Origin of the sequence: Vibrio jasicida 090810c, from assembly GCF_002887615.1 — a bacterium.
GTDB lineage: Bacteria > Pseudomonadota > Gammaproteobacteria > Enterobacterales > Vibrionaceae > Vibrio > Vibrio jasicida.
The window spans coordinates 1,131,667-1,156,522 of the sequence record NZ_CP025792.1; the positions used below are offsets into that span (position 1 = coordinate 1,131,667).

At 43.9% G+C, this 24,856-nt stretch carries 21 protein-coding genes; 13 read left to right on the forward strand and 8 right to left on the reverse strand.

Annotated features, from left to right (window positions below):
• Positions 1–472 precede the first annotated feature (472 nt).
• Positions 473–3,103, reverse strand: a complete 2,631-nt coding sequence (topA, locus tag C1S73_RS05330) for a type I DNA topoisomerase (protein ID WP_038866755.1) — start codon at positions 3,101–3,103, stop codon at positions 473–475.
• A 480-nt stretch (positions 3,104–3,583) separates the two neighbouring features.
• Between topA and C1S73_RS05335 the strand changes: the two genes are divergently transcribed.
• Complete coding sequence (locus C1S73_RS05335) at positions 3,584–3,832, forward strand: YciN family protein (RefSeq protein WP_038866754.1); 249 nt, start codon at positions 3,584–3,586, stop codon at positions 3,830–3,832.
• A gap of 64 nt (positions 3,833–3,896) precedes the next feature.
• Here the strand turns inward: C1S73_RS05335 and aroA are convergent, their stop codons facing one another.
• Complete coding sequence (aroA, locus tag C1S73_RS05340; RefSeq protein WP_038866752.1) at positions 3,897–5,177, reverse strand: 3-phosphoshikimate 1-carboxyvinyltransferase; 1,281 nt, start codon at positions 5,175–5,177, stop codon at positions 3,897–3,899.
• 160 nt (positions 5,178–5,337) lie between these two features.
• On the reverse strand, positions 5,338–5,814 hold the full coding sequence (locus C1S73_RS05345) for an outer membrane lipoprotein (RefSeq protein WP_038866750.1): 477 nt from the start codon (positions 5,812–5,814) through the stop codon (positions 5,338–5,340).
• A 41-nt stretch (positions 5,815–5,855) separates the two neighbouring features.
• Between C1S73_RS05345 and aat the strand changes: the two genes are divergently transcribed.
• The 3 genes from aat to infA all read left to right on the forward strand — a co-directional run bounded on the left by aat (position 5,856) and on the right by infA (position 7,563).
• Entirely contained in the window at positions 5,856–6,566 is a 711-nt protein-coding gene (aat, locus tag C1S73_RS05350; protein WP_038866747.1) for a leucyl/phenylalanyl-tRNA--protein transferase, read from the forward strand.
• A complete protein-coding gene (locus C1S73_RS05355; protein ID WP_038866745.1) occupies positions 6,563–7,264 on the forward strand; it encodes an arginyltransferase in 702 nt (233 codons plus the stop codon). Before aat ends, C1S73_RS05355 begins: the two co-directional genes overlap by 4 nt.
• A gap of 80 nt (positions 7,265–7,344) precedes the next feature.
• On the forward strand, positions 7,345–7,563 hold the full coding sequence (infA, locus tag C1S73_RS05360; protein ID WP_001040192.1) for a translation initiation factor IF-1: 219 nt from the start codon (positions 7,345–7,347) through the stop codon (positions 7,561–7,563).
• A gap of 185 nt (positions 7,564–7,748) precedes the next feature.
• Here infA and clpA read toward each other — a convergent pair whose 3' ends face one another.
• Both clpA and clpS read right to left on the reverse strand, forming a co-directional pair.
• On the reverse strand, positions 7,749–10,019 hold the full coding sequence (clpA, locus tag C1S73_RS05365) for an ATP-dependent Clp protease ATP-binding subunit ClpA (RefSeq protein WP_038866743.1): 2,271 nt from the start codon (positions 10,017–10,019) through the stop codon (positions 7,749–7,751).
• Positions 10,020–10,067: 48 nt separating this feature from the next.
• Positions 10,068–10,388, reverse strand: a complete 321-nt coding sequence (gene clpS, locus C1S73_RS05370) for an ATP-dependent Clp protease adapter ClpS (protein WP_005427554.1) — start codon at positions 10,386–10,388, stop codon at positions 10,068–10,070.
• Positions 10,389–11,086: 698 nt separating this feature from the next.
• Here clpS and cspD point away from each other — a divergent pair.
• Positions 11,087–11,305, forward strand: coding sequence for a cold shock domain-containing protein CspD (gene cspD / locus C1S73_RS05375; RefSeq protein WP_038866741.1), 219 nt, complete (start codon positions 11,087–11,089; stop codon positions 11,303–11,305).
• 169 nt (positions 11,306–11,474) lie between these two features.
• On the opposite strand, the gene C1S73_RS05380 is transcribed toward cspD, so the two are convergent.
• On the reverse strand, positions 11,475–13,700 hold the full coding sequence (locus tag C1S73_RS05380) for an NADP-dependent isocitrate dehydrogenase (protein ID WP_038866739.1): 2,226 nt from the start codon (positions 13,698–13,700) through the stop codon (positions 11,475–11,477).
• Positions 13,701–14,070: 370 nt separating this feature from the next.
• Between C1S73_RS05380 and C1S73_RS05385 the strand changes: the two genes are divergently transcribed.
• Positions 14,071–14,775: a pseudouridine synthase gene (locus tag C1S73_RS05385; RefSeq protein WP_038866737.1), complete on the forward strand. Its 705-nt coding sequence runs from the start codon at positions 14,071–14,073 to the stop codon at positions 14,773–14,775.
• Between the two features lie 69 nt (positions 14,776–14,844).
• Here the strand turns inward: C1S73_RS05385 and C1S73_RS05390 are convergent, their stop codons facing one another.
• Together C1S73_RS05390 and C1S73_RS05395 are read right to left on the reverse strand one after the other, a co-directional pair.
• Positions 14,845–15,522: a DUF2057 family protein gene (locus tag C1S73_RS05390; RefSeq protein ID WP_038866735.1), complete on the reverse strand. Its 678-nt coding sequence runs from the start codon at positions 15,520–15,522 to the stop codon at positions 14,845–14,847.
• A 76-nt stretch (positions 15,523–15,598) separates the two neighbouring features.
• A complete protein-coding gene (locus C1S73_RS05395) occupies positions 15,599–16,624 on the reverse strand; it encodes a porin (protein ID WP_020195015.1) in 1,026 nt (341 codons plus the stop codon).
• Positions 16,625–17,140: 516 nt separating this feature from the next.
• On the opposite strand from C1S73_RS05395, the gene dinG reads away from it, so the two are divergent.
• The 7 genes from dinG (at position 17,141) to C1S73_RS05430 (ending at position 24,819) form a co-directional block, all read left to right on the forward strand.
• On the forward strand, positions 17,141–19,216 hold the full coding sequence (gene dinG, locus C1S73_RS05400; protein ID WP_038866732.1) for an ATP-dependent DNA helicase DinG: 2,076 nt from the start codon (positions 17,141–17,143) through the stop codon (positions 19,214–19,216).
• 14 nt (positions 19,217–19,230) lie between these two features.
• Positions 19,231–20,016, forward strand: a complete 786-nt coding sequence (locus C1S73_RS05405) for a sulfite exporter TauE/SafE family protein (protein WP_038866730.1) — start codon at positions 19,231–19,233, stop codon at positions 20,014–20,016.
• Positions 20,013–20,558 (forward strand): primosomal replication protein, encoded by a 546-nt coding sequence (locus C1S73_RS05410; RefSeq protein WP_038866728.1) that lies wholly within the window; start codon positions 20,013–20,015, stop codon positions 20,556–20,558. Before C1S73_RS05405 ends, C1S73_RS05410 begins: the two co-directional genes overlap by 4 nt.
• Positions 20,558–20,722 carry a pleiotropic regulatory protein RsmS gene (gene rsmS, locus C1S73_RS05415; protein ID WP_038866726.1) on the forward strand — a complete coding sequence of 55 codons (165 nt, stop codon included), beginning with the start codon at positions 20,558–20,560 and terminating at the stop codon, positions 20,720–20,722. The genes C1S73_RS05410 and rsmS overlap by 1 nt, the downstream gene beginning before the upstream one ends.
• A gap of 85 nt (positions 20,723–20,807) precedes the next feature.
• Positions 20,808–21,614 carry an exodeoxyribonuclease III gene (gene xthA, locus C1S73_RS05420; protein ID WP_038866724.1) on the forward strand — a complete coding sequence of 269 codons (807 nt, stop codon included), beginning with the start codon at positions 20,808–20,810 and terminating at the stop codon, positions 21,612–21,614.
• A gap of 168 nt (positions 21,615–21,782) precedes the next feature.
• Entirely contained in the window at positions 21,783–23,483 is a 1,701-nt protein-coding gene (locus tag C1S73_RS05425; RefSeq protein ID WP_038866722.1) for a type I secretion system permease/ATPase, read from the forward strand.
• The gene (locus C1S73_RS05430) at positions 23,476–24,819 is read left to right on the forward strand and encodes an HlyD family type I secretion periplasmic adaptor subunit (RefSeq protein WP_038866720.1); all 1,344 of its coding nucleotides are present in this window, start codon (positions 23,476–23,478) and stop codon (positions 24,817–24,819) included. The genes C1S73_RS05425 and C1S73_RS05430 overlap by 8 nt, the downstream gene beginning before the upstream one ends.
• Positions 24,820–24,856: the final 37 nt, after the last annotated feature.

A 24,856-nucleotide genomic window follows, 5' to 3' on the forward strand; every position in this document is an offset into this window, starting at 1 on the left:
GGGGAGTCAAGCGAACACGTTAGTACATCCATACCGATGGGCTTCTCTGAGCTCTCGCGGTATAAACAAAAAAAGCTATTGCACATCCTCTATGCAGGCACCTTATTTATTTTTTATTCTCAGCACCAAATAGCAGCATACAGTTGCATTATTTGTGTAATAAGTTATCGAACTGGAACTAAATTACAATTTTAAATACGCCATTCTGTGTGACATACAGATGTTACTTACTCAAGACGATATCTTGATCACACAACGGGACGCAAACGATTACATTGTGAAAACAATTTACAAACCGATTGACTACACAAGTGCAGTTTTGCGACAGGATACGATGAAACTATGACCGGAAGATGAAAATAAAAATGCAGGGAGTTGAAGTGAGTCGTATTGATATAACTTATAAAACAGTAGGAATTTACGAAAAAAATAAGGCAGCGAATTCGCTGCCTTATTTCATTTGAACCATTAATTATGCTTTGGCTTTTTTACGTTTGTCGGTGATTTCCCATTTACCGTCAATGTAAAGTGCAGTCCAGCCACTTGGTTTGCCATCGTCTTCCGTTCGCACATAGTTCTCTTTGCTCTTACGGCTAAATCGAACCACTGTCGGACGACCATCAGGGTCAGCAACTGGCGCAGTCGTTAGGTACTTGAACTTCTCAGGCAAACGCTCTTCAAAGCGTGCTAGTTCTGACACTAACGGTGCACGAGTCTCACGCGATTTAGGGAAGTTACTTGCTGCCATGAATAAGCCAGAAGCACCATCACGCAAAACAAAGTACGCATCCGAGTTTTCGCATGGCAGTTCAGGGAAATGAACTGGGTCTTCTTTCGGTGGCGCAACTTCGCCATTTTTCAGAATCTTACGAGTGTTCTTACACGTTTCACTCGTACAATCCATGTATTTACCGAAACGACCGTTCTTAAGCACCATGTCAGAGCCACACTTGTCACACTCGACAACTGGGCCATCGTAGCCTTTCACCTTAAACTCGCCGTGTTCAACGATGTAGCCTTCACAGTTCGGGTTATTACCACAAACATGCATCTTGCGCTTATCGTCGATTAGATACGCATCCATCGCTGTTTCACAGATAGGACAACGCTTTTTAGCACGCAGTGCCGCTGTTTCAACGTCCTCTTCAAGAACATTGATGATACCGTCTTCATCACCCAAGTTGATCGTTGTCTTACAACGTTCTTTCGGTGGCAATGCATAACCAGAACAACCAAGGAATACACCCGTTGAAGCGGTACGAATACCCATTGGACGGCTACATGTCGGACACTCAATATCTGTCATCACAATGTGATTCAGCTTCATGCCACCTTCAGTTTCGTCTTGCTCTGCTTGTTCTAGGTCACCAGTAAAGTCAGTGAAAAAGTTATCAAGAACCGATTTCCACTTCACCTCACCTTCTGCGATTTGGTCAAGCTTTTGCTCCATACGTGCAGTGAAGTCGTAGTTCATTAGATCGTTGAAGCTATCATCTAGGCGGTCTGTCACGATCTCACCCATCTTCTCTGCGTAGAAGCGGCGTTGTTCAACTTTTACGTAACCACGATCTTGAATCGTAGAAATGATTGATGCGTAGGTTGAAGGTCGGCCAATGCCACGTTTCTCTAACTCTTTAACTAGAGCAGCTTCAGTAAAGCGCGCAGGTGGCTTTGTGAAGTGTTGTTTCGGGTCAAGAGACTCAAGGTTTAGCTTATCACCCAATTGGACCGCAGGAAGAATCGTGTCTTCATTTTTGCCCATTGGACGCTGAACACGAGTCCAACCATCGAACTTCAGAATGCGGCCTTTCGCTTTTAGCGTGTATTCCGCTGCTTTTACGCTGATGGTCGTCGAATCGTATTCTGCTGGTGTCATTTGACAGGCAACGAATTGGTTCCAGATCAACGAGTACAGTTTATGCGCATCTGCATCAACACCTTGTAGGTCTTCTGCTTTCACCGCAACATCGGAAGGACGAATCGCTTCGTGCGCTTCTTGTGCACCTTCTTTGCTGCCATAAGTTAATGGTTTAGCTGGAAGGTATTTGTCACCAAATTCTGAACCGATAAATCCACGAACCGCATCCACCGCCTCTGAACTCAGGTTTGTCGAGTCGGTACGCATATAAGTTATGTAACCCGCCTCATACAAACGCTGAGCGAGCATCATGGTTTTCTTCACACCGTAGCCAAGACGTGTACTTGCCGCTTGCTGTAATGTCGACGTAATGTAAGGCGCAGACGGTTTGCTCTTCGTCGGGCGGTCTTCACGCTTACACACTTCGTAGCTTGCGTTTTCAAGTACAGACATTGCAGCTTTAGTTTCAGCCTCATTCACAGGCTTAAATGCAGTGCCTTCTTTTTGCGCCACGAGCAACTTAAATGCTGTCTTATCTTTGGTATGAGTGTTTGCGTGAATATCCCAGAACTCTTCTGGAATAAATGCGTTAATCTCGCGCTCACGTTCAACCAATAGCTTAACAGCCACTGACTGCACTCGGCCCGCAGACAAACCACGCGCCACTTTCTTCCATAGCAATGGAGAAACCATGAAACCTACTACGCGGTCCATGAAACGACGTGCTTGCTGCGCGTTCACGCCATCCATATTCAATTCACCAGGAGTCTGGAAAGCTTGTTGGATAGCATTCTTTGTAATCTCGTTAAAAACTACACGTTTGTATCGCTCTTCATCGCCACCGATGATCTCACGAAGGTGCCATGCGATAGCTTCCCCTTCGCGGTCCAAATCGGTTGCGAGATAGACGTGATCAGCATCTTTGGCTAGTTTTTGCAGTTCACTAACGACTTTTTCTTTACCCGGAAGGATTTGATAGTTCGCTTCCCAGTCATGATATGGGTTAATCCCCATTTTCTTGATCAGAGCTTTACGGTCTTTTTCTTTTTTGACACGCGCTTTTTCTTCCGGGCTCATTCCTTTCGTAGAAATTGCCGCGGCTTTTTTCTCACCAGTGCTTTGACCGGCCGTAGGCAGATCACGCACGTGACCAACACTAGACTTAACAATAAAGTCTTTACCAAGGTATTTGTTTATCGTCTTAGCCTTGGCTGGTGACTCCACTATAACGAGCGATTTACCCATAACTGACTCTAACGTCCTTCATAATAATGCGGGTGAAAACTCCAAAAAGAGCCTACCCGCATAATGTTCTATTTCATTGCTTCTTTTTTTACTATTGTGCGAGATGAAAAGAAGATCAACTGCTTTTTTGAAATTCAGATCCGATTGGTTGACAATTCATCGCCTTTATACTTTAACAAGGCAGGGTTCTGCAAAAGGTCTTGAGCGGCATATACTAAGCAGGCAAAGTTTCTGCCCGCTAGTCGAATTCAATAAATTTTGTCTCTCATCACAAAATATTTTTTCTTTCGCTATCAGAACGTAACCTTAGATCATGACAGCGAAATAAGCATCATTAGCATATGAGAATGCTTTGCGGTTTTTCTTCTATATTAATGTGTGCTTTGTAGCAAACACGTAATCACAAATTTACCTCTGCAAAGCCACGGCAATTGTAGGTATACTGCGGCCAATTAAGTTTCATTGAATGACGAGAACGCTATGTCTGATAGAAAACACATTGAAAAATTCGACCTCCTGTTGATCGCAAACCAAATCATCCAAGAGCACGAGGATTTTATCGAAGGAATGCGTGCCACAAGCGTAGAAGAAAAAGACGATGTTTTGGTGTTTAAAGGTGAGTATTTTCTAGACGATAAAGGCCTACCGACCCCCAAAACCACTGCGGTATTCAATATGTTTAAATACCTAGCGCATCATCTTTCAAAAGAGTTCACACTAAGTAAATAAGCTTTTGAAATTTCATCAAAAAAGCCAGAGTATCCACTCTGGCTTTTTTCTTTCAATAAGTGAGTTAACAACTCAGTGCTTTCAACTTATCAAAGTAGTCAGGGAATGTCTTTGACGTACACTTAGGATCGTTAATCGTCACAGGTGTATCGCTTAGCGCCACCAGAGAAAAACACATCGCCATACGGTGATCATCGTAGGTGTCAATCGCCGCATGCGTAAGCTGTGGTACGGGCTTAACGATGATGTAATCCTCACCCTCTTCCACTTCTGCACCGACTTTACGAAGTTCAGTTGCCATTGCAGATAGACGGTCAGTTTCTTTTACGCGCCAGTTGTACACGTTACGAATCGCGGTTGTACCTTCAGCGAATAATGCAGTCGTTGCGATTGTCATTGCTGCATCTGGGATATGGTTGTAGTCCATATCGATGCCTTTCAATTGACCAACACGAGAAATGACGTAGTCTTCACCCCACTCGATTTCCGCACCCATTTTCTCCAGTGCGTCAGCGAATTGGATATCGCCTTGAATGCTGTTTTTACCAATGCCAGTGATTTTGACCTCACCACCTTTGATCGCTGCTGCAGCCAAGAAATAAGAAGCGGATGATGCATCACCTTCGACCAAAAAGTCACCCGGCGCAATGTATTGCTGACCAGCAGGAATAACAAACTCTTGGTAGTCGTTATTGATCACTTCTACACCAAACTGCTTCATGATATGCAGCGTGATATCGATGTAAGGCTTTGAAACCAATTCGCCTTCAATATTGATGCGAATTTCGCCCTCAGCCAAAGGCGCTGACATTAAAAATGCCGTTAAAAATTGGCTAGAAATCGAACCATCAATCGATACAGAACCAGATTTAAGACCAGTGCCGACGATTTTCAGTGGTGGGTAGTTTTCGTTTTCTAGGTAAGTAACGTCTGCACCAGCCGCTTGAAGGGCTGTCACTAGATGACCGATCGGACGCTCTTTCATACGAGGTTCACCAGTCAGAACATACTCACCATGTCCAAGGCACAATGCTGCGGCAAGCGGGCGCATCGCTGTCCCCGCGTTACCAAGAAATAGCTCTACTGGTTCAGAAACTGAAAATGGACGACCAAGACCTTCTACAACACATTCTGTTTTGTCTTCAGACAGTTGGTAATGCACACCAAGCTTGGTCAGTGCATTCAACATATGGCGAATGTCATCGCTATCTAGAAGGTTGGTCAAACGAGTCGTGCCTTTTGCAAGGGCAGCGAGAAGCAGAGCTCGGTTAGAAACGCTTTTCGATCCAGGAAGATTCACTTCCCCTTGAATTTTGTTGATAGGTTGTAACGTTAGGCTTTCCATTGAAAGTAGATAATCCTTTGTGCCCTCTTTCGATTTTATTAGAGAGCTAAACAATTCTTCGTGAATTCAGACTAACGAAAAAACCAACACAAAACCAGAGTAAATCCATGCTAATTTTTGAATAATTAGTCAGTTCAAAAATTAGTATGCTAACGTCAGCTTAATAAGCGATATCGACCCTTACACCGTCGTCAAAATATAGGATTCGCACATCGTCACCGCGGTTAAACAACATACTATTGTCCACGTCTTGAATCACATTAATTAGCTTGTTGCCGTCTACCTTGACCAGTAATTCAACCAATTTATATTCAACCGTATATTCGTAGTTATTACGGTTTTTGACCACGGCCGCACCTGCCAACGCGCCAACTGCGGTTGCGACTTCTTTACCTGTACCACCACCAAACTGGTTACCAACTAAGCCACCAATGGTCGCACCGAGTAGTGTTTCCCAACCGTTGCTTTGCGACTGTTTAACTTCTTGTTGAGTAATGTATCGCACAGAATCAACCTTGCCATACACCACTTGATTCACTGGTTTTGCGACATTTCTTTCATAAGCTGCATTGGCGAAAAATGGTAAAAACAGTATGATCCATGCCCATCGTTTTGCGCTAAGTATTGCTCTGCTCATATTTCATTCCTATAGGCTTTGATGTTGGTAAACTCTTCTTTATGGCTATTTATTTAACTGAACTTGATGACTCTTTTGCCTTCCCTTCTCCCTATGAGGCCCTACACGACCCAAATGGCTTGTTAGCATTTGGGGGCGATCTCAATCCTCAAAGGATCCTAACGGGTTACCATCAAGGAATCTTCCCTTGGTATGGGCCTGGAGAACCAATCTTATGGTGGAGTCCATCTCCGAGAGCGGTTTTTGACCCAGCAACTTTCACTCCATCAAAGAGCCTTAAAAAGTTTCAGCGTAAACAACAGTATAAAGTAACGCTAAACAATGCAACCGAGCACGTAATTGAATTGTGCGCTTCTACCCGTCCAGCGAAAGAAACATGGCTCAATCCGGAGATGCAAGCTTCCTATATTGCGCTTGCCAAGCAAGGACACTGCCACTCAGTAGAAGTATGGCACGATGATCAATTGGTCGGGGGGTTGTATGGTATCAGCGTCGGCCAACTTTTCTGTGGTGAGTCGATGTTCAGTCTCAAAGACAACGCTTCTAAAGTTGCATTGTGGTATTTATGCGAACATTTGGCGTCAAACCAAGGCCAATTAATCGATTGTCAGGTGATGAACCCTCACCTGCGATCCCTTGGAGCCTTTGAACTAGAGCGTGACGATTTCGTACAAACACTACTATCTTTAAGGGATAAGAAAATTAATTTGGAAACGTTCGAACCACAAACTTTGCAAGGCGCTGAATCATGAGCACGGATCTTCAACAAATTCGTATCGGGTTGACCAACAATCACCCATGCAGCTACCTACCGGAGCGCCAAGAGCGCGTCGCAGTTGCGCTAGATCCTAGTTTACACAGCGCCCAGAACTACCAAATACTCATGGCCAATGGGTTTCGTCGCAGTGGCGACACGATTTACAAACCTCACTGTGAGCAGTGTAATGCTTGTCAGCCGATAAGGATTGCTGTGCCCGATTTCATCCATTCTAAAAGCCAAAAGCGTTTATTGAACAAAGCGAAGACCATTCAATGGGAAATGAAATCTGAGCTCGATGATGCATGGTTCGATTTATACAGTCGATATATTTGTAAACGCCACAAAGATGGCACTATGTATCCACCGAAAGAAGATGAGTTCGCAAGATTTGCGCAAACGACTTGGTTGAAGACGGGTTTTCTCCATTTATATACGGATTCTGGGCAATTAATCGCCGTCGCAGTTACCGACATAATGGAGAATTGTTCAAGCGCCTTTTACACCTTCTATGACCCTGATTTTTCCTTATCTCTCGGTACGTTAGCTGTGTTGTATCAGATTGAGTTTTGCCAGCAACAGAACAAACATTGGCTTTATTTGGGCTATCAAATCGATGAATGTCCGGCAATGAACTACAAAACTCGCTTTCAACGACACCAAAGGCTAGTAAATCAGCGTTGGCAAGGGTAGAATACGCCCCAACTTTACATAATTACTGTTTAGCGGCAAAATAAGCGCGCTAATACCGCCTAATTTCTAAAGAGGATTAAATGGCTAAAGAAGACGTAATTGAGATGCAAGGCACTGTGCTTGACACTCTACCAAACACTATGTTCCGCGTTGAACTTGAAAACGGTCACGTTGTGACTGCACATATCTCTGGCAAGATGCGTAAGAACTACATCCGTATCCTTACTGGTGATAAAGTAACTGTAGAGATGACTCCATACGACCTATCTAAAGGCCGCATCGTCTTCCGTGCTCGTTAATCTCTGATTTTCGAATACAATAAAAAACGGAGCTCAAAGCTCCGTTTTTTATTGTCTGTTTTTTGCTCTCAATACCAAGCTTACTTTTGGGAGTTTCAATACACTCCACAGGCTTGCTCCATTCTTGCAAACACAAAAAAGCGCACACCTAGGCGCACGCTTTTAACATAGATTTCAACAGAGAATTAGTGAAGTGCTGCTTCTTTCTCGCTTAGGTATTCAAACTTAAGCTCGTCTTTCACAAGCGTTACTCTCACTGTTCCACCATCTACAAGTGAGCCAAACAACAGTTCATTTGCCAGAGGTTTCTTAAGCTGCTCTTGGATAACACGCCCCATAGGACGAGCTCCCATCGCTTTGTCATAGCCTCTATCCGCCAACCAATGGCGAGCGTCTTGAGACACTTCCATTGATACGCCGCGAGCATCTAATTGTACTTGAAGCTCAACAATGAACTTATCAACAACTTGATGAATGACTGTTTCGTCTAGGCTATTGAACCAAATGATATTATCTAGACGGTTACGGAATTCAGGTGTGAACACCTTCTTAATTTCCGCCATCGCGTCATGACTGTGGTCCTGTTGGATCAGGCCGATCGATTTCTTCTCAGTTTCAGCTACACCAGCATTGGTTGTCATAACAAGGATCACGTTACGGAAATCCGCTTTGCGACCGTTATTATCTGTTAGCGTACCGTTATCCATGACTTGCAGCAGCAAATTAAAGATATCTGGGTGTGCTTTTTCGATTTCATCAAGCAGAACCACTGAGTGCGGGTGTTTTAGCACCGCATCAGTCAGCAAACCACCTTGATCGTAACCAACATAACCTGGGGGTGCACCAATCAGACGACTCACAGAATGACGTTCACCATACTCAGACATATCAAAACGAAGAAGCTCAATGCCTAATAGCTTAGAAAGCTGAACCGTCACTTCTGTTTTACCTACCCCAGTTGGACCGGCAAACAAGAATGAACCAACAGGCTTGTTATCAACGCCTAAACCAGCACGAGATAGCTTGATCGCCTCTGACAGTGCGTCAATCGCATTGTCTTGGCCAAAGACCAGCATCTTCATCTTGTCATCAAGGTTCTTCAGAATGTCTTTGTCAGACGACGACACAGATTTCTCTGGAATACGCGCCATCTTCGCAACCATGGATTCGATGTCTGCAACGCCAACCGTCTTCTTACGACGACTCGCCGGCGCTAAACGGCTGCGTGCACCCGCCTCATCAATCACGTCGATCGCTTTATCTGGCAAATGACGTTCATTGATGTATTTTGCCGATAACTCAACCGCTGCACGTAGCGCTTTGTTGGTGTAACGGACCTCATGGTGCGCTTCGTATTTTGGTTTCAAACCAATTAGGATCTTCGTCGTATCGTCCAGCGATGGCTCTACGACATCGATCTTTTGGAAACGGCGAGACAACGCGCGCTCTTTTTCAAAGATGTTGCTGTACTCTTGGTAAGTTGTCGAACCGATACAACGCAGTTTACCGCTACTTAGCAGAGGTTTGATTAGGTTCGCTGCATCAACTTGACCACCAGAAGCTGCACCTGCACCAATGATGGTGTGAATTTCATCAATAAACAGAATCGCGTCTTCTTCTTTCTCAAGCTGCTTCAAGACTGACTTAAAGCGTTTCTCGAAATCACCACGATATTTTGTACCAGCAAGCAAAGAGCCGATATCTAGAGAATAGATAACACTGTTTTGAATCACTTCTGGTACTTGGCCTTCAACAATTCTCCAAGCTAGACCCTCAGCGATTGCTGTTTTACCAACGCCTGCTTCACCGACTAGCAACGGGTTGTTTTTACGTCGGCGACAAAGAACTTGAATAGTACGTTCTAGCTCTTTATCTCGCCCGATGAGTGGATCGATATTACCAGCTTTCGCGACTTGGTTTAGGTTAGTCGCAAAGCTTTCCAATCGTTCTTCTGGATTCGTTTCTTCTGGCGCTTCTGAGCCAAAGGAGTCAGACGAAGATGGGTCTTCATTAGAACCCGAAGCTTTTGTGATGCCGTGGGAAATGAAGTTAACGATGTCTAAACGAGAGATGTCGTTCTTCTTCAATAGATAAGCAGCGTGAGATTCTTGCTCACTAAAGATGGCAACAAGTACATTTGCACCGGTCACTTCACTACGACCAGACGACTGTACATGGAAAACGGCGCGCTGAAGTACACGCTGAAAGCTCAATGTCGGCTGGGTTTCGCGCGTCTCGTCACTTTCTGGGATGAGTGGCGTTGTTTGGTCGATAAAAATATCGAGTTCGTTGCGCAAAGCGTCAAGATCCGCTTTGCAGGCTAGTAGGGCTTCCTTAGCTGCATCATTCTCCAATAATGCAAGTAGGAGGTGTTCGACAGTCATAAACTCGTGGCGTTTATCACGTGCACGAGCGAATGCACCGTTAAGGCTTGATTCTAGTTCTTTATTTAGCATAAGTACCTCCCGAAAGAACAACTTTGGTTGCTCGAGCAAGTCTTCTTATTACGCTTGCTCCATAGTACATAGTAGCGGATGCTCATTTTCCCTTGAGTACATCGTCACTTGCGCTACTTTTGTCTCAGCAATCTCTGCGCTATATGTGCCACAGATTGCCTTTCCTTCATAGTGGATCTTGAGCATGATTTGCGTTGCTTTATCAATATCATGCGAGAAGAATCGCTCAAGTACCTCTATGACGAAATCCATAGGTGTGTAGTCATCATTGTTTAGAACTACGTTGTACAGCTTAGGTGGCTGAACTTTCGTACTTTCTCGCTCCAGAAGATCAGAGTCTGGAGTCACCCATTCAAAATTTTTACTCATGGCAATTCAAAGATATCGTATCAAAGGGTTGATGTTTTTAACCTATAAAAACAATCTACCATAAGCATGCCATGCGGTGTAGTGAGATGTGGCACCTAATTGGACTTTGATAGATAAAATTTATGCCCTTACATAGAGATTAATTCACCTCTGGCAGGGGCGCAAATAAAAGATTTTTATCCCAACACATGCTTATTTTTGCGGTTGTGTTTACCAAATTTCGACTCACTTCACTTATATTAATTAGTGCTCCGATAAGAAAGAAGATCACATTTAATGGTTGATAATCGGTTATTTATCACGAAAACATCATTTTTTATTCATTCAGTAGAATCTTCTAATGTAATCAACTTGGTTAGTATGCCTCCCCCCTATATCAACACCTTGCAGTCCTTTTAACTAAAAGCTTACGCATGCGGCAGAAACACTTTGCAAAATTGTTAATCTCAAAAGTGATTTGTTTTCAATAATGTTTCTGATTGTTGCCTTTGACTATTGACTGTCAGAATTCATTGACTACAGTGGAAAGTGTTGATGCATAAATCCTCATTTTGAATTTGTTGGATTTCTAACAATTTGATGAATATGGAAGTGCCCAACTCGACGTGTGTTAGTGAACGCTAGCAATGAGACCAAGCTAAAGGTATGGCTTGGTGTTGTAACAACATCAGTAAAAAATGCATGAGGGATGTAAAAGCATGGCTACAGGTACAGTAAAGTGGTTTAACAATGCCAAAGGATTTGGGTTTATCTGTTCAGATGAAGAGGAAGGAGACATCTTTGCCCACTACTCAACTATCCAAATGGACGGTTATCGTACACTGAAAGCAGGCCAACAAGTCTCATACGAGATTGAAAAAGGTCCAAAGGGCTCACACGCTAGCAGCGTTGTTCCAATAGAAGCCCAAGCCAAATAACTAGAGCGCTGTCGGAAAGACAAAACCATTTGCTCTCATAACACTGGCTTTACCTTCTAGTGTTATGAAGAGAAAAATAAACCCGCCTATGAGCGGGTTTATTACGTTTGTAAGAGCACTAAACTAAGTAACATAAAAACGCGCTACCGAAATAGCGCGAAATCAATGCTTACTTGTTAATGATGCCGTTCAACGTCGTACTTGGACGCATTAGTGTTGATGCAAGAGCATCATCTAGCGCGTAGTAACCACCGAGTTCACCTCTTACACCTTGTGCGTTGTTCAACTCAGCAACAATCGCTTCTTCTTGTTCTGCAAGGGCTTTAGCAACTGGTGCGAATTCAGCAGCCAGTTCTGCATCTGCACTTTGTTCAGCCAAAGCTTTCGCCCAATACGTCGCAAGGTAGTAGTGGCTGCCGCGGTTATCCAACTCACCCACTTTACGTGACGGTGATTTATTCTCGTCTAGGAATTCACCTGTCGCTTTGTCCAATGCCTCAGCCAGAACCTGAGCTTTCGCATTACCAGCAACTGTACTTAGGTGCTCCAATGATGCAGCTAGAGCAAGGAACTCACCCAGAGAATCCCAACGCAAGTGGTTTTCTTTCTCAACTTGTTGGACGTGTTTTGGCGCAGAGCCACCAGCACCAGTTTCAAATAAACCACCGCCGTTCATTAGTGGAACAATTGACAGCATTTTCGCAGAAGTACCCAGTTCCAAAATCGGGAATAGATCCGTTAGGTAGTCACGAAGTACGTTACCTGTTACAGAAATGGTGTCTAGCCCCTCTTTAATGCGCTCTAGAGAGAATTGACATGCATCGATTGGCGCTAGAACCTTGATCTCTAAACCTGAAGTGTCGTGCTCAGGAAGGTATGCATTCACTTTCTTGATCAGTTCAGCATCGTGTGCACGCGCTTCGTCTAACCAAAACACCGCTGGTACACCTGTTGCACGTGCGCGAGTGACGGCAAGTTTCACCCAATCTTGGATTGGCGCGTCTTTCACCTGACACATACGGAAGATGTCACCTGCTTCGACAGTTTGCTCAAGAAGAACCGCACCAGAAGTGTCGACAACACGTACAGTACCAGCAGCGTCTAGGATAAATGTCTTATCATGCGAGCCGTATTCTTCTGCTTTCTGAGCCATTAGACCCACGTTTGGCACGCTGCCCATTGTGGTTGGGTCAAATGCACCGTGTTCTTTACAGAAATCGATAACCGCTTGGTAGATACCCGCATAGCTACGATCTGGGATCATCGCTTTTGTGTCTTTTTGCTTACCATCTGGTCCCCACATCTGGCCAGAAGCACGAAGCATTGCTGGCATAGAAGCATCAACGATAATGTCACTCGGTACGTGGAGATTAGTAATACCACGATCAGAGTCAACCATCGCAAGCGCTGGTTGACTCTCGTATACCGCTAAAATAGCTGCTTCAATTTCCGCTTTTTGTTCAGCAGGTAGAGATTCAATCTTAGTATAAACATCACCAAGACCGTTGTTTACATCTACACCTAGTTCTTCAAATAGCTTGCCGTATTTTGCGAAAACGTCTTTGTAGTACACTTTAACTGCATGGCCAAAGATAACTGGGTCCGATACCTTCATCATGGTTGCTTTCATGTGAAGAGACAGAAGGACGTCTTGCTGTTTTGCTTCTGCAATTTCTTTCTCGAAGAACTCAACAAGCGCTTTCTTGTTCATGACTGAACAATCGATCACTTCTTTGTCTTGCAGAGGGAATGCTGATTTAAGTTCTTTTGCCGAACCGTCAGCAGCGACGAATTCAATTTTAACGTCAGTAGCACCAGTAATAGTCGTCGATTTTTCGCTACCGAAGAAGTCATCTCCTGTCATGCTTGATACATGAGATTGAGACTCAGCTGACCATGCACCCATTGAGTGTGGGTTTTTCTTCGCGTAATTCTTAACTGATAATGGAGCACGACGGTCAGAGTTACCTTCACGAAGAACCGGGTTTACCGCACTACCTTTGATTTTGTCGTAAGTCGCTTTAATTGCTTCTTCTTCGTAAGTGGTCGGTTCTTCAGGGTAGTTTGGAAGCGCATACCCTTTCGTTTGCAATTCTTTGATTGCGGCTTTTAGTTGAGGAATTGAAGCCGAAATGTTTGGAAGCTTAATGATGTTCGCTTCCGGTGTTTTCGCTAACTCGCCAAGTTCTGCTAGAGCATCACCAATACGTTGTTCTTCTTTTAAATGCTCTGGGAAGTTAGCGATAATGCGTCCCGCTAGCGAAATATCACGAGTGTCTACGTTGATGCCAGACGATGCGGTAAACGATTGAATGATTGGTAGTAATGAATAGGTTGCTAACGCCGGGGCTTCATCAGTGATTGTGTAGATAATTGTAGGTTTTTCTGTAGGCATGAAATTTCCCTATTTTTTACTCAACTTAGCTGAACTTCTCAGCAACTGAGTTCGTTGAATTGACGCATTGCTTAACGTTAGTAGTGCATTCCTCCTCACCAACGCGACATGCGGTTTGCACTCTTTCTTATAGTTTGAAGCTCTATGGCTCTATATCCATGAGTGCACTTGGTGCCAAGCTTACTTTGGTGTCCATTTCCGTTAGAAATGTCTCACTAAAGCAACTTAGCTATATCATTAAACAAATAACACGAAATAGTCTATTATTCTGTGCGCTTTTGTTAGTTTTAGGCGCGCAAATGATAGCCGATAACAAGAAAACATAAAACTTTCAAACACAGTTCATTTACATTTTTGCAAGGTAGTTAACATGTCATCTCGCTCGGGTCATGAAAAAGGTCGCGGTACTCACCAATCGAAAACGAGTCATTTTAAACGCTCTGGAAAAGCAAACCACTCAAATGGACAAGCGAAAAATCGACAAAGTCGCCCTGCCCGCGCTTCAAAAACATCTAAGCCACGCATTGCCTTAGAAGATCGCAAAGTGATCATTTTTAATAAGCCGTATGACACGTTGAGCCAGTTCACTGATGGAGATGGTCGCAAAACGCTAGCCGACTTTATTCCAGTGAAAAATGTGTATGCCGCAGGCCGCTTAGATCGAGACAGCGAAGGATTGATGGTCTTAACAAACGATGGCATTTTGCAAGCGAAGTTGACGCAGCCCCAATCAAAATCACCAAAAACTTACTGGGTACAAGTGGATGGAGCCCCTAAAGAAGAAGACTTGGAGATGCTACGTAAAGGCGTAGAGCTAAAAGATGGCATGACCTTACCAGCAAAAGTAGAAGTGATGCCTGAACCAGAGATCTGGGATAGGACTCCACCTGTCCGATTCCGAGCAAACATTCCAACAACGTGGTTAGCGATTACTATCATAGAAGGAAGAAACCGTCAGGTAAGACGTATGACTGCACATATCGGTTTTCCGACACTGCGACTCGTACGCTACTCGATGGGAGGGATTGAGTTACACAACCTCAAACCTGGCGAGTGGAAAGAAATAACGCTCTAACAATAAACATCAAAAAACATAAAGCAGACTTTTGTCTGCTTTTTTAGTTTTTATCGTTACTAATAACGATTATTGTTGAGCAACCCACTTTTTAAAGGTTTCTTTTTCTTGTGGAGTGGCCTTTTGGTACATCGTCTTAAGTAGATCAACCATTTGGCTGTCTTGTGCAGTCGCAGATTTCGTGTCGACTACCGCAACCGCTTTAGGCTCTACGCCTGTAACAGCTTGGCTGTGTTGGTTTACTGTCACATATGTCACAGCAACCCCAGCGACACCGCCTGCAATATTATAGTTGCGAGCTTCCTGAGCATAGTTACGACCAATTTGAACGCCATCGGACTCAAGAACGTCTTCAACAAGGTCGATTGGCTGGCCTTTAGAGTCTAGTAGTTGCCACTCTAAAGGAGAGATGTTGGTTTGTGCTTGGCGGTAGGTTTTGAACTTTGGTAGTTCAAATTTCAGTTCTTCGTCTTTTACATCAAACTTGGCAATAATGGCGTCACCATAAACCCCTTTGATATCATCACCAATCTCAAATTCTGGTTGATACTTGAAGACAATTTGGTTGGTACCGTCAGGAATCTCTATTGTTTTCTCATCCGAAAACAAACCACCCTCCAACTTTGGCTTCTCCATATTTACCGCAAGTAATTTTACGTCTTCAGGAACCACCAAGGTCGTTGCAGCATATAAGTTTGTACTGGCTAGAACAGAAAGTGTGATTGCCACTTTTAATGATAACTGCATAGAAATTAAATCCTTATCTCCAATAGTAAAAGACCCAGCATAAAGCTGGGTCTTACAATATCAAACTGGGTTTTGATTACCAGTAGAAACGTGCACCAACACCGAAGTCAGTTTTGCTGTCTGTCTTCACGTTGTCAGTTGAAGTTTCTTCAAATACGTATGCGCCTTCAACGAATACGCGAGCCCATTTAGAGAACTTGTACTCAACACCAGCGTAGAAACGTGAATCATCACCGTCTACAGTACCAGCTTGGTCAGAAGAAGACATTACTAGCTCGTAACCAGAGTAAAGAGTTGTCTTAGGAGCTACTGCAAACATACCTGCTAGAGAGATACCGTGAGAATCAACAGTCTCGTCTGAGATCTTGTTCTCGTCTTCGTTGTAGTAGTATGTTGCACCAAGAGTGTGCTCACCTAGAGCGTACTCACCAGTTACTTCAAAAGATAGGTTTTCTGAATCGTGAGCAACCTTGTTTACCGCAATCTTGTTTACAGAAGAAAGGATACCAGCGTGCATAGATAGGTCACCGAAAGACTTACCTACGAATACTTCACGAACTTCTTCGTTCTTGTCTTTCTCGCCTAGAGCGTAACCCGCTTTTAGCCAGAATGCGTCGTTTTCGAATGCGTATTTAATTTGAGAGTCGTTGTTCCACTCGTGTCCGTAAAGTAGAGCAGAGCCACCGAAGAAGTAAGAGTAATCCGCACCGTAAACGTCATCTGCGAAAGTACCTTCTTTACCGAAGCGGATAGTACCCATTTCGCCCATGTCGAAACCGAAGATGTGGCGACGAACGAATACAGTGTCGTCAGTACGCTCACTTGAATCAGCACCAGCGCCGTAGTTATCACCTAGAGCTACACCGATTTCAACTTCACCTAGAACTTTTAGGCTATCGTTTACAACGTAAACACCGTTTACACCCATACGTGAAGAGCTAGTGTTTAGCTCTGCAGTGTGGTCTGTGCTGTCTAGGAATAGAAGAGTTGGACGTAGCTGACCGTAGAAATCTACAGAACCTTCGTCAGATTTGAATACTTCAGCCGCATTCACAGTAGTTGCTGTAGCAGCAACCGCTAGTGCTAAAAGAGTCTTTTTCATATTTAATCCACTGCCTTTTCTTAGTTCGGGATATCCTTGTCCGATTCCCTTTTTTTATATTTTTGAGGTAGCTTGTTATCGAAACGTAACAATGCTTTACCTACAAAATCTGGGCACTAGAGTGCAAAAGATTATTCTGACTGTCAAATTTTCTAAATAGTTTTATCAAAAAACAAAAATATCCTTTAAATACAAACTCTTGTGCATTTACATTTAAAATATTCGATGAAGTTCTAAACAATGAGCTTGATTTTTCTTAATTTAGTAATTCATTAATAACAAATAGAAAACACCTTTCAATTGCCATACAACAATAAACTTTAGAAGAAAACACTACAAAGGTATCATTTTTGAAGTTTTATATTTTTCGACTAATGAAATTATTTTCATTTAGTTTAGGTTCAATATTTTTTTGTGAACAAGATCGATATTTATCATAAAAGCATTCCGTTTTGTGAACTACAGTACAACTAGTGATGTGTGCTACTATGCGCCTCCAACGCATTTGAGGCCCGTATGCTAACCAGTAACATTCAAAAATCGATTCGCACCAGTTACCAAAACTTACAAGCGCAGCTTGATAATTTTGTTCCACGAAGAGCACAAAACTACTTAGTTGCAGAAATTGCGAAAACACTATGCGGGCAATACCACAAGTCAAATCGCATGTTGATTGCAGAAGCTGGTACTGGCATCGGTAAATCACTCTCTTATCTGATGGCAGCGATTCCTGTGGCGGTTTATAACAATCGTAAAGTAGTGATCTCAACAGCCACCGTCGCTCTACAAGAACAGTTGGTGAATAAAGACCTGCCTCTTTTTCGTCGTATCACCGATCGAGAGTTTTCTTTTATTCTTGCAAAAGGCCGACAGCGTTATTGTTGTGCTGAAAAACTCGCGACGGCAAGTGGTGTCGATGGCGGCCAGTTAGCGATGTTTGAAACTAAACCGAAGAAGAAAGATATTGAGCTACTGGAAACCATGTATCGCTCCCTCGCTCAAGGGAAGTGGGATGGCGACCGAGACTCTTGGCCGAAACCAATAGATGATCAGTTATGGCAACTTATTGTCAGTGATAAGCACAGCTGTAACAACAGCTTACCAGCACACCGAGGCTGCCCTTTTCAAAAAGCTCGAGCAGAGTTGGATAAAAATGACGTCATTATCGCCAATCATTCACTCGTAATGGCCGATGCAGATTTGGGTGGTGGAGTGATCCTCCCTGAGCCAGAAAACACAATTTACGTGTTTGACGAAGCTCATCATCTACCTCATGTCGCTCGCGATCACGCTTCTGCGTCAGCCAGTTTAAAAGGTGCAGCTGCTTGGTTAGAAAAGCTCAACCAGTCAATCACCAAATTTTCTTCGTTAACAGATGAAAAACGTGTTGGTCGATTCCGCAATGATCTACAAGAATCCGTACAGGAACTGATTCCTGCGTTGACCCAACTGACTAAACAGTTTGATCCAGCCCAGTTTGAGGAAGGGATATACCGTTTTGAACATGGTGAGCTACCGACTTGGTTGGAAAATCAATCAAAAGATTTAAAACAACTAAGCAAAAAGGCAAACCAAAGCGTCGCAAAGATCGCCGATCTAATAGCTGAGCGCGTTAAAGATGGCGAACTTTCATCAAGATTGGCGGAACCAGCTTTGGCTGAGTTAGGGTTTTACATCCAACGTTTGGAAAACCTAGCTCAAGTCTGGCGTTTAATGGCCGAGCCAAGCCGAGACAAAGGTGCACCTCTTGCGCGCTGGTTAGAAAAACACCCAGATCGTGAAGGCGATTTTATTGTCAGCGTTTCCCCGTTGGAAATTGGATGGCAACTAGACCAACAAATCTGGAGTCGTTGCATCGGCGCCGTATTGGTTTCTGCCACTATGCGAGCACTAAACTCATTTAATTACTTTTGCCATCAAGTGGGCGTTGACGCCAAACCGGACTCAGGAACACAGTTTTTGGCACTAGCGTCTCCTTTCGATTATCAGAATCAAGCCGAACTGCTGATACCAGCAATGAAGTATGAACCGCAGGCACCGCAGTTTACTGAATATCTTATTGAAATTTTGCCTAAGTATTTAGAAGACAATAAAGCGAACTTGGTATTATTCTCCTCTTATTGGCAGATGAACCAAGTTGCTGATGCACTCAATGCTGGTTTCATAAAACGAGGTTGGGCGTTGCAAGTTCAAGGCGAAAGTTCACGAACAGAAATTCTAAAAAAACATAAAAGGCTCATTGATAAGCAGAAAACCAGCATCCTTTTTGGTACAGGCAGCTTTTCTGAAGGCCTTGATTTACCTGGAGAGCTATTGGAAAACCTCATTATCACAAAAATTCCATTTGGGGTCCCTACTTCTCCAGTTGAACAAGCACACTCGGAGTACATCGAGAAAAAGGGTGGTAACCCGTTTATGCAAATCACGGTTCCAGATGCAAGTAAAAAGCTGATCCAAAGCGTTGGTCGATTACTGCGCAAAGAACGAGATTCTGGTAGAGTGACCATCCTCGACAGACGCTTGATAACAAAACGCTACGGACAAGCTCTGATTGATTCGCTTCCTCCGTTTAAACGCAAAATAGAATATTAAAAGAATAACTATTTATGGAAATGATTGAGCCAACCATGCTGTTGGTGTTGGCGCTAGTCGCTTTTGTTGCTGGATTTATCGATGCTGTTGCTGGCGGTGGTGGTATGCTGACTGTTCCCGCGTTACTGTCGTTAGGGCTGCCTCCCCACATCGCATTGGGCACCAATAAGTTAGCTGCCTCTTTTGCCTCTTCGACGGCGGCCTATACTTACTATAAGAAACGTCTTTTTAAGCCCCAGTGCTGGGGCAGAGCGTTTGTTGCCACTCTTGTTGGTGCAACACTAGGAACGCTATTTGTTGATGCAATTAGTACAGAATGGTTAGAGAAAGCGCTGCCGCTGATCATTCTCGCTGCTGCGATGTATACTGTTTTCCATAAACCACCACAGTCGACTCATCAAAGCCCAACTCCCGAACCTTGTCCGATGCTAAATAAAAAGCAGTATATGCAAGGCTTATCGATAGGCTTTTATGATGGTTTAGCGGGGCCAGGAACTGGGGCTTTTTGGACGGTGAGTTCCATGGCCTTATACCGACTCAATATCTTGCTTGCGTCTGGTTTGGCTAAAGCAATGAACTTTACCAGTAACTTTACTTCATTGGTTACATTTGCCGTATTAGGACACATCAACTGGGTACTAGGCTTAACAATGGGCGTCTGTTTAATGGCTGGTGCTTTTGTTGGCGCGCATTCAGCAATCCACTTTGGTGCTAAGTTCATACGTCCGGTCTTTGTTACCGTTGTTAGCGTGCTTGCCATTAAACTCGCTTACGATGCATGGTTTGTAGGATTAACATGAACATCAGCCAGCTCTCAGAACATCTAGAACAAATGTCTAAACAGGCTGCAATGCTTGACCGTCAGCGTGGAGAACACCATGTTCCTTTGTTTGATGAGCGTTTGTTCCACTGCCGCTCTCGACTACTCGTACCCTGCGTAAAAGAAGCAACAGCAACACTTGATTCGATTGTACGCGAGCAAAAGGAGCAAAAGCTCACGGCATTACGAGCAGAGTACTTAACTGAAAGATTAGTCGCGCAAATTGGCGCAATTCAGCGTGAAATTTCCACCACAAAAATTCGCAAAAACGAAGTAAAACACAGCAGTCACTTTAGAAAGCCAATTAATGTCTTGTATCAAGAACTAGCTCAACACCAAGAGTGGGCTCGTCGATTACGAGAAATGGTGCTGGAGAAAGAGAGAGCTGTTGAGTTTTCCCCAAGCTTTGCTCGTGCTGAAGCGCAGAAAGTACTTTTAGCAACAGAACAACGATTAGAACGATGCGAAGCAGCGCTGCTTAAGTTAGAAAATCAAATCACTCACAGGGAAAAGAACCAGTAATGACTGACCAACCAAAATCTCCGCTCGATGATGCCCCAGAAGAGGTGAAGTTAGCCGTCGATTTGATTTACTTGTTAGAGTCGAATGAAATCGAACCTGAAACCGCATTAAAAGCAATTAAAATCGTACAGAATGACCTAGAGAACAAACTCAGTAACAAATAACTGTTCTTATTTACTTTCGACGTTTCCAGCCTATGCCGGCCAATGGTAACATCAAGCACAAATACGCCCTTCAGAAGGATAGAAAATGAAAGTAATTAGCTTTAACATCAATGGACTTCGTGCTCGTCTGCATCAGCTCCAAACCATTATCGATAAGCACCAACCTGATGTCATTGGTCTTCAAGAAATCAAAGTGCACGACGAAGCTTTTCCAATCGAAGATGTCGAAGCCATGGGTTATAAAGTTTACTTTCATGGGCAAAAAGCACACTACGGTGTCGCGATGCTATGTAAACAAGAACCAATCAATGTGCAAAAAGGGTTCCCTACCGATAACGAAGAACACCAAAAGCGCATGATCATGGCGACGTTTGAAGATGAGAGTGGTGAAAAGGTCACTGTGTTAAACGGTTACTTCCCTCAAGGCGACAACATCGCTCATGAGACCAAATATCCATACAAACGCCAGTTCTACAAAGATCTGATGACCTACCTAAATGATCACCATACAAATGATGAACAACTGATTGTAATGGGAGACATCAACATCAGTCCGATTGATGCAGATATCGGCATCGGCGAACCGAACCGTAAACGCTGGTTGAAGACTGGTAAATGCTCATTCCAACCGGAAGAGCGCGAGTGGTTGAAGACGCTAATGGATTGGGGATTCGAAGATACTTTCCGTAACCTGCACCCAGAAGTGGATGACCGTTTCTCTTGGTTTGATTATCGATCTCGCGGCTTTGACGATAATCGAGGTCTACGTATTGATGTGATTCTTGCGACGCCATCGCTTGCACAAAAATGTGTTGAGTCCGATGTTGATTACGAACTGCGTGGCATCGAGAAACCGTCAGACCATGCTCCTATTTGGTCTACTTTCAAATAGATAGCTTTAAAGGGCTAATCATCTTGCCAACTTATCGTGATTAGCCCCGACTTACCCTCCTCTTAGTTCATTTTTCGCTTTCCTTCCTCGTCTCAATTTTGAGGCATTTCTCGAACATTCACTTTCTATACTCATTACTACTTCTTTAGTTCATGGAGTAAGGGAAGTATGGTTCAAAAGAGTTGGAGCAACTTGTCTCCTTTTACATTTAAAGCATTAGGCCCAATGACACTGGTGAGCGCCGTAATTAATGCTTTGATGCTAGTTGTTCCAATCTACAGTCTTCAATTGTTCGACCGTGTATTGTCGAGTAGAAGTACAGATACACTATTGCTACTTACTGCTATCGCTCTGTTTCTGTTGATTTCACAGGCATTGCTTGAAACCTTAAGACAAAAATACACCCAAAGAAAAGCCCTTCAGTTTGAATCGGAAAGTGCTCAATGGTTATACCAACTGTGCGGTCAACATTACGACACGAAGACACGTTACGTGTTTAACGACATAAATGAGATACGAGCTCTTCTCATGTCACCCGGTTTTTTTGTTGCTTTCGATCTGCCTTGGACGCCATTGTTCCTTCTGGTCATGTTTATGCTCCACCCTATTATCGGATTGGTTGGTTTGATTGCTGTTATCTGTGTATTAATGGTCGCACTACTCTCTTTCTACGCGAAAAAGAAATCATTTGACGCATCTTACGCTACCCAAATTGCTGCAAATCGAAAAGTCGATGAGCTATTCAACAAACAAGAAACCCTGTTCTCTCAACAAGCAGCCGATGGAACATTTAACAAATTTCAGCCTGTCCTTGCTGAAAAGTTGTGGTTCAGAAACAAAGTAGACCTCGCATCTATTAACCTGACATCTCTTGCCAAACTTGTCCGCATGACGCTACAAATTGGCATTATGGGAACAGGCGCGTTTCTTGTGATTCAAAATTCAATGAGTGCGGGCGGAATGATTGCTGGATCAATTCTTATGGCGAGAGCGCTCCAACCAATAGAGCAGCTAACCTCTGGGTTTCAAGGCTGGAAGACGGGGTTAGCCGCAGCCAAGCGCATAAAAGCGGTTGTCAGCCAATCAAAAATAGAGCTTGAACGTACAACGCTCCCCCAAATCACCGGTGAATTACGCTTTGAAAACGTGACTTGGTCACCTGAGAATCACAAAAGCGAAGCTATCCTCAAACAGCTGAAACTTAGGCTAGAGGCTGGAAACCGTGTTGCAATCATCGGGGCAAGTGGCTCTGGAAAAACCAGCCTTTGCAAATTAATAATGGGAATACACAAACCGACATCAGGCAAGGTGTCTATCGATGGCTTAGATGTCACCCACTGGGAGAAGACACAATTCAAACATACCGTAGGTTACCTCCCACAGAATATTCAGTTTGTCCAAGGTAGCGTGAAAGAAAATATTGCCCATTTCGACACAGAGATCAGTGACTCTCAAATCATTAAAGCCGCCATTCGCGCTGGTGTACACGAGACGATTCTTCAACTTCCAAACAGTTATGAAACCTTGATTGGTGATGGTGGACATCAATTGTCTGGCGGGCAAGCCCAAAAGCTCGCCTTAGCACGAGCATTGTGCTTTAAACCCAAACTCTTGGTCTTAGACGAACCCAACTCTCACATGGATAAAGAAGGGGAAGAGTACCTCACAACCCTCCTCGCAACATGCAGAGAAGAAGGCATTTCCGTCGTAATGATCACCCACCAGCCACACTTGCTGCGCCATGTCGATTGGGTGGTTGAAATCAATAAAGGTCAGATTGCGAGAGCCGGAGAAGCAAGCAAGGTTCTCCGCTCGATGATGGATGTGCGTTCAAGAACGCAAACTCAATCAGAGGCTTCCAATGAGTAAGACCACACTTAACGAACATGGCATCGATTTCGAAGATGGTCGTAAACTCTCTTTTACTACCAAGCCCGTGGTCATCACTTCTCTGCTCGTATTACTCATCATGATCGGCGGCTTCATTGCATGGGCAAGTTTGTCACCTCTGAGTTCGGCAGCGATAGCTCCCGGCGTTGTTATCGTCGAATCAAAGCGAAAACCCGTTCAGCACCTAGAAGGTGGGATTATCGAGAGCGTTCATGTAAAAGATGGGGATAAGGTCAGAACAAATGATTTGTTGATTACTTTGAGTGCGACACAGGCTCAAGCCAGCTTGAATCGACTAAGAGCTCAGTGGGAAAGCGATCTTGCTCGCTTAAACCGACTTCAGTCCGAGCTCGCTGATCATCCTGAAATTCAATTCGATACACGCTTACTTTCTCGAAATCACTCCAAAGAAATTCAATCAATCATTCGTACCCAGCAAGCTTTATACGAAAAACGCCGGTCACTAAGGGATGGAGAGAATAACATTCTGGCAGAAAAGATTGAGCAAGCTCGATTAGACATGTTCGGCCTACAAAAGCGATATCAAGCCGGCAAAGAAAGCTTGCGCTATCTTGCAGAACAGGTCGCCATGCATAAAAAGCTGCTCACCTCCGGCAATACATCAAAATCACGTTACCTCGATCTCCAACGAGAGCACTCACAACTTGAAGGACAAATTGCCGACCTCAGTGCCCAAATTGGACGAGCAAAAGGCTTTGTTGCGGAAGCGAAAATGGAATTAGCCAATGCGGAGTTCAATTACGCCAAAACCTTAGGTGAAGAAGTTCAGGAGCTTGAACGAAAACTCAATGAGACAAGAGAGGCAATGATAAACGCGAATGATGTACTCAAACGTGTCGAAATCAGAGCGCCACAAGGCGGTGTTGTCGTTGGCCTCAATGTTGTCGGTCAACATGCGATTATTGCTCCAGGCGACACGCTCATGGAAATCGTCCCACAAGAGGACGAACTCATTGTGGAAGCCTTGGTAAAACCCGAAGATATTGAAGTGCTTCATATTGGACAAGCGACTCAAGTACGCTTAACCGCATTCAGCTTTAGAAAAACGCCACCTATAGAAGGCAAGCTTATACATATTTCTGCTGACCGCATCAGCGACCAAGCAACAGGCTCTTCAGCCTACCTCGCTCGCGTGTCACTAGATGCAAACATGTTAGCTGAATTAGGGGAATCAGTTTCGCTTTACCCAGGCATGCCTGCGGAAGTCATGATTCTAATTGATGAACAAACCCCACTCGATTATTTGCTCAATCCTCTCGCCATTGCCTCATATAAGGCAATGCGAGAAATGTAAGACTTATTTATAAAATCATAATCCCTCAACGTTACTG

What these genes read in the sequence shown, in the direction of transcription:
- C1S73_RS05385 (WP_038866737.1), top strand. Translation starts at nt 14,071, where the DNA reads ATGTCATCTCGCTCGGGTCATGAAAAAGGTCGCGGTACTCACCAATCG.
- C1S73_RS05410 (WP_038866728.1), top strand. Translation starts at nt 20,013, where the DNA reads ATGAACATCAGCCAGCTCTCAGAACATCTAGAACAAATGTCTAAACAG.
- C1S73_RS05425 (WP_038866722.1), top strand. Translation starts at nt 21,783, where the DNA reads ATGGTTCAAAAGAGTTGGAGCAACTTGTCTCCTTTTACATTTAAAGCA.
- aat (WP_038866747.1), top strand. Translation starts at nt 5,856, where the DNA reads ATGGCTATTTATTTAACTGAACTTGATGACTCTTTTGCCTTCCCTTCT.
- C1S73_RS05380 (WP_038866739.1), bottom strand. Translation starts at nt 13,700, where the DNA reads ATGCCTACAGAAAAACCTACAATTATCTACACAATCACTGATGAAGCC.
- xthA (WP_038866724.1), top strand. Translation starts at nt 20,808, where the DNA reads ATGAAAGTAATTAGCTTTAACATCAATGGACTTCGTGCTCGTCTGCAT.
- C1S73_RS05405 (WP_038866730.1), top strand. Translation starts at nt 19,231, where the DNA reads ATGGAAATGATTGAGCCAACCATGCTGTTGGTGTTGGCGCTAGTCGCT.
- clpS (WP_005427554.1), bottom strand. Translation starts at nt 10,388, where the DNA reads ATGAGTAAAAATTTTGAATGGGTGACTCCAGACTCTGATCTTCTGGAG.
- aroA (WP_038866752.1), bottom strand. Translation starts at nt 5,177, where the DNA reads ATGGAAAGCCTAACGTTACAACCTATCAACAAAATTCAAGGGGAAGTG.
- C1S73_RS05395 (WP_020195015.1), bottom strand. Translation starts at nt 16,624, where the DNA reads ATGAAAAAGACTCTTTTAGCACTAGCGGTTGCTGCTACAGCAACTACT.
- clpA (WP_038866743.1), bottom strand. Translation starts at nt 10,019, where the DNA reads ATGCTAAATAAAGAACTAGAATCAAGCCTTAACGGTGCATTCGCTCGT.
- infA (WP_001040192.1), top strand. Translation starts at nt 7,345, where the DNA reads ATGGCTAAAGAAGACGTAATTGAGATGCAAGGCACTGTGCTTGACACT.
- C1S73_RS05335 (WP_038866754.1), top strand. Translation starts at nt 3,584, where the DNA reads ATGTCTGATAGAAAACACATTGAAAAATTCGACCTCCTGTTGATCGCA.
- cspD (WP_038866741.1), top strand. Translation starts at nt 11,087, where the DNA reads ATGGCTACAGGTACAGTAAAGTGGTTTAACAATGCCAAAGGATTTGGG.
- C1S73_RS05430 (WP_038866720.1), top strand. Translation starts at nt 23,476, where the DNA reads ATGAGTAAGACCACACTTAACGAACATGGCATCGATTTCGAAGATGGT.
- rsmS (WP_038866726.1), top strand. Translation starts at nt 20,558, where the DNA reads ATGACTGACCAACCAAAATCTCCGCTCGATGATGCCCCAGAAGAGGTG.
- topA (WP_038866755.1), bottom strand. Translation starts at nt 3,103, where the DNA reads ATGGGTAAATCGCTCGTTATAGTGGAGTCACCAGCCAAGGCTAAGACG.
- dinG (WP_038866732.1), top strand. Translation starts at nt 17,141, where the DNA reads ATGCTAACCAGTAACATTCAAAAATCGATTCGCACCAGTTACCAAAAC.
- C1S73_RS05390 (WP_038866735.1), bottom strand. Translation starts at nt 15,522, where the DNA reads ATGCAGTTATCATTAAAAGTGGCAATCACACTTTCTGTTCTAGCCAGT.
- C1S73_RS05355 (WP_038866745.1), top strand. Translation starts at nt 6,563, where the DNA reads ATGAGCACGGATCTTCAACAAATTCGTATCGGGTTGACCAACAATCAC.
- C1S73_RS05345 (WP_038866750.1), bottom strand. Translation starts at nt 5,814, where the DNA reads ATGAGCAGAGCAATACTTAGCGCAAAACGATGGGCATGGATCATACTG.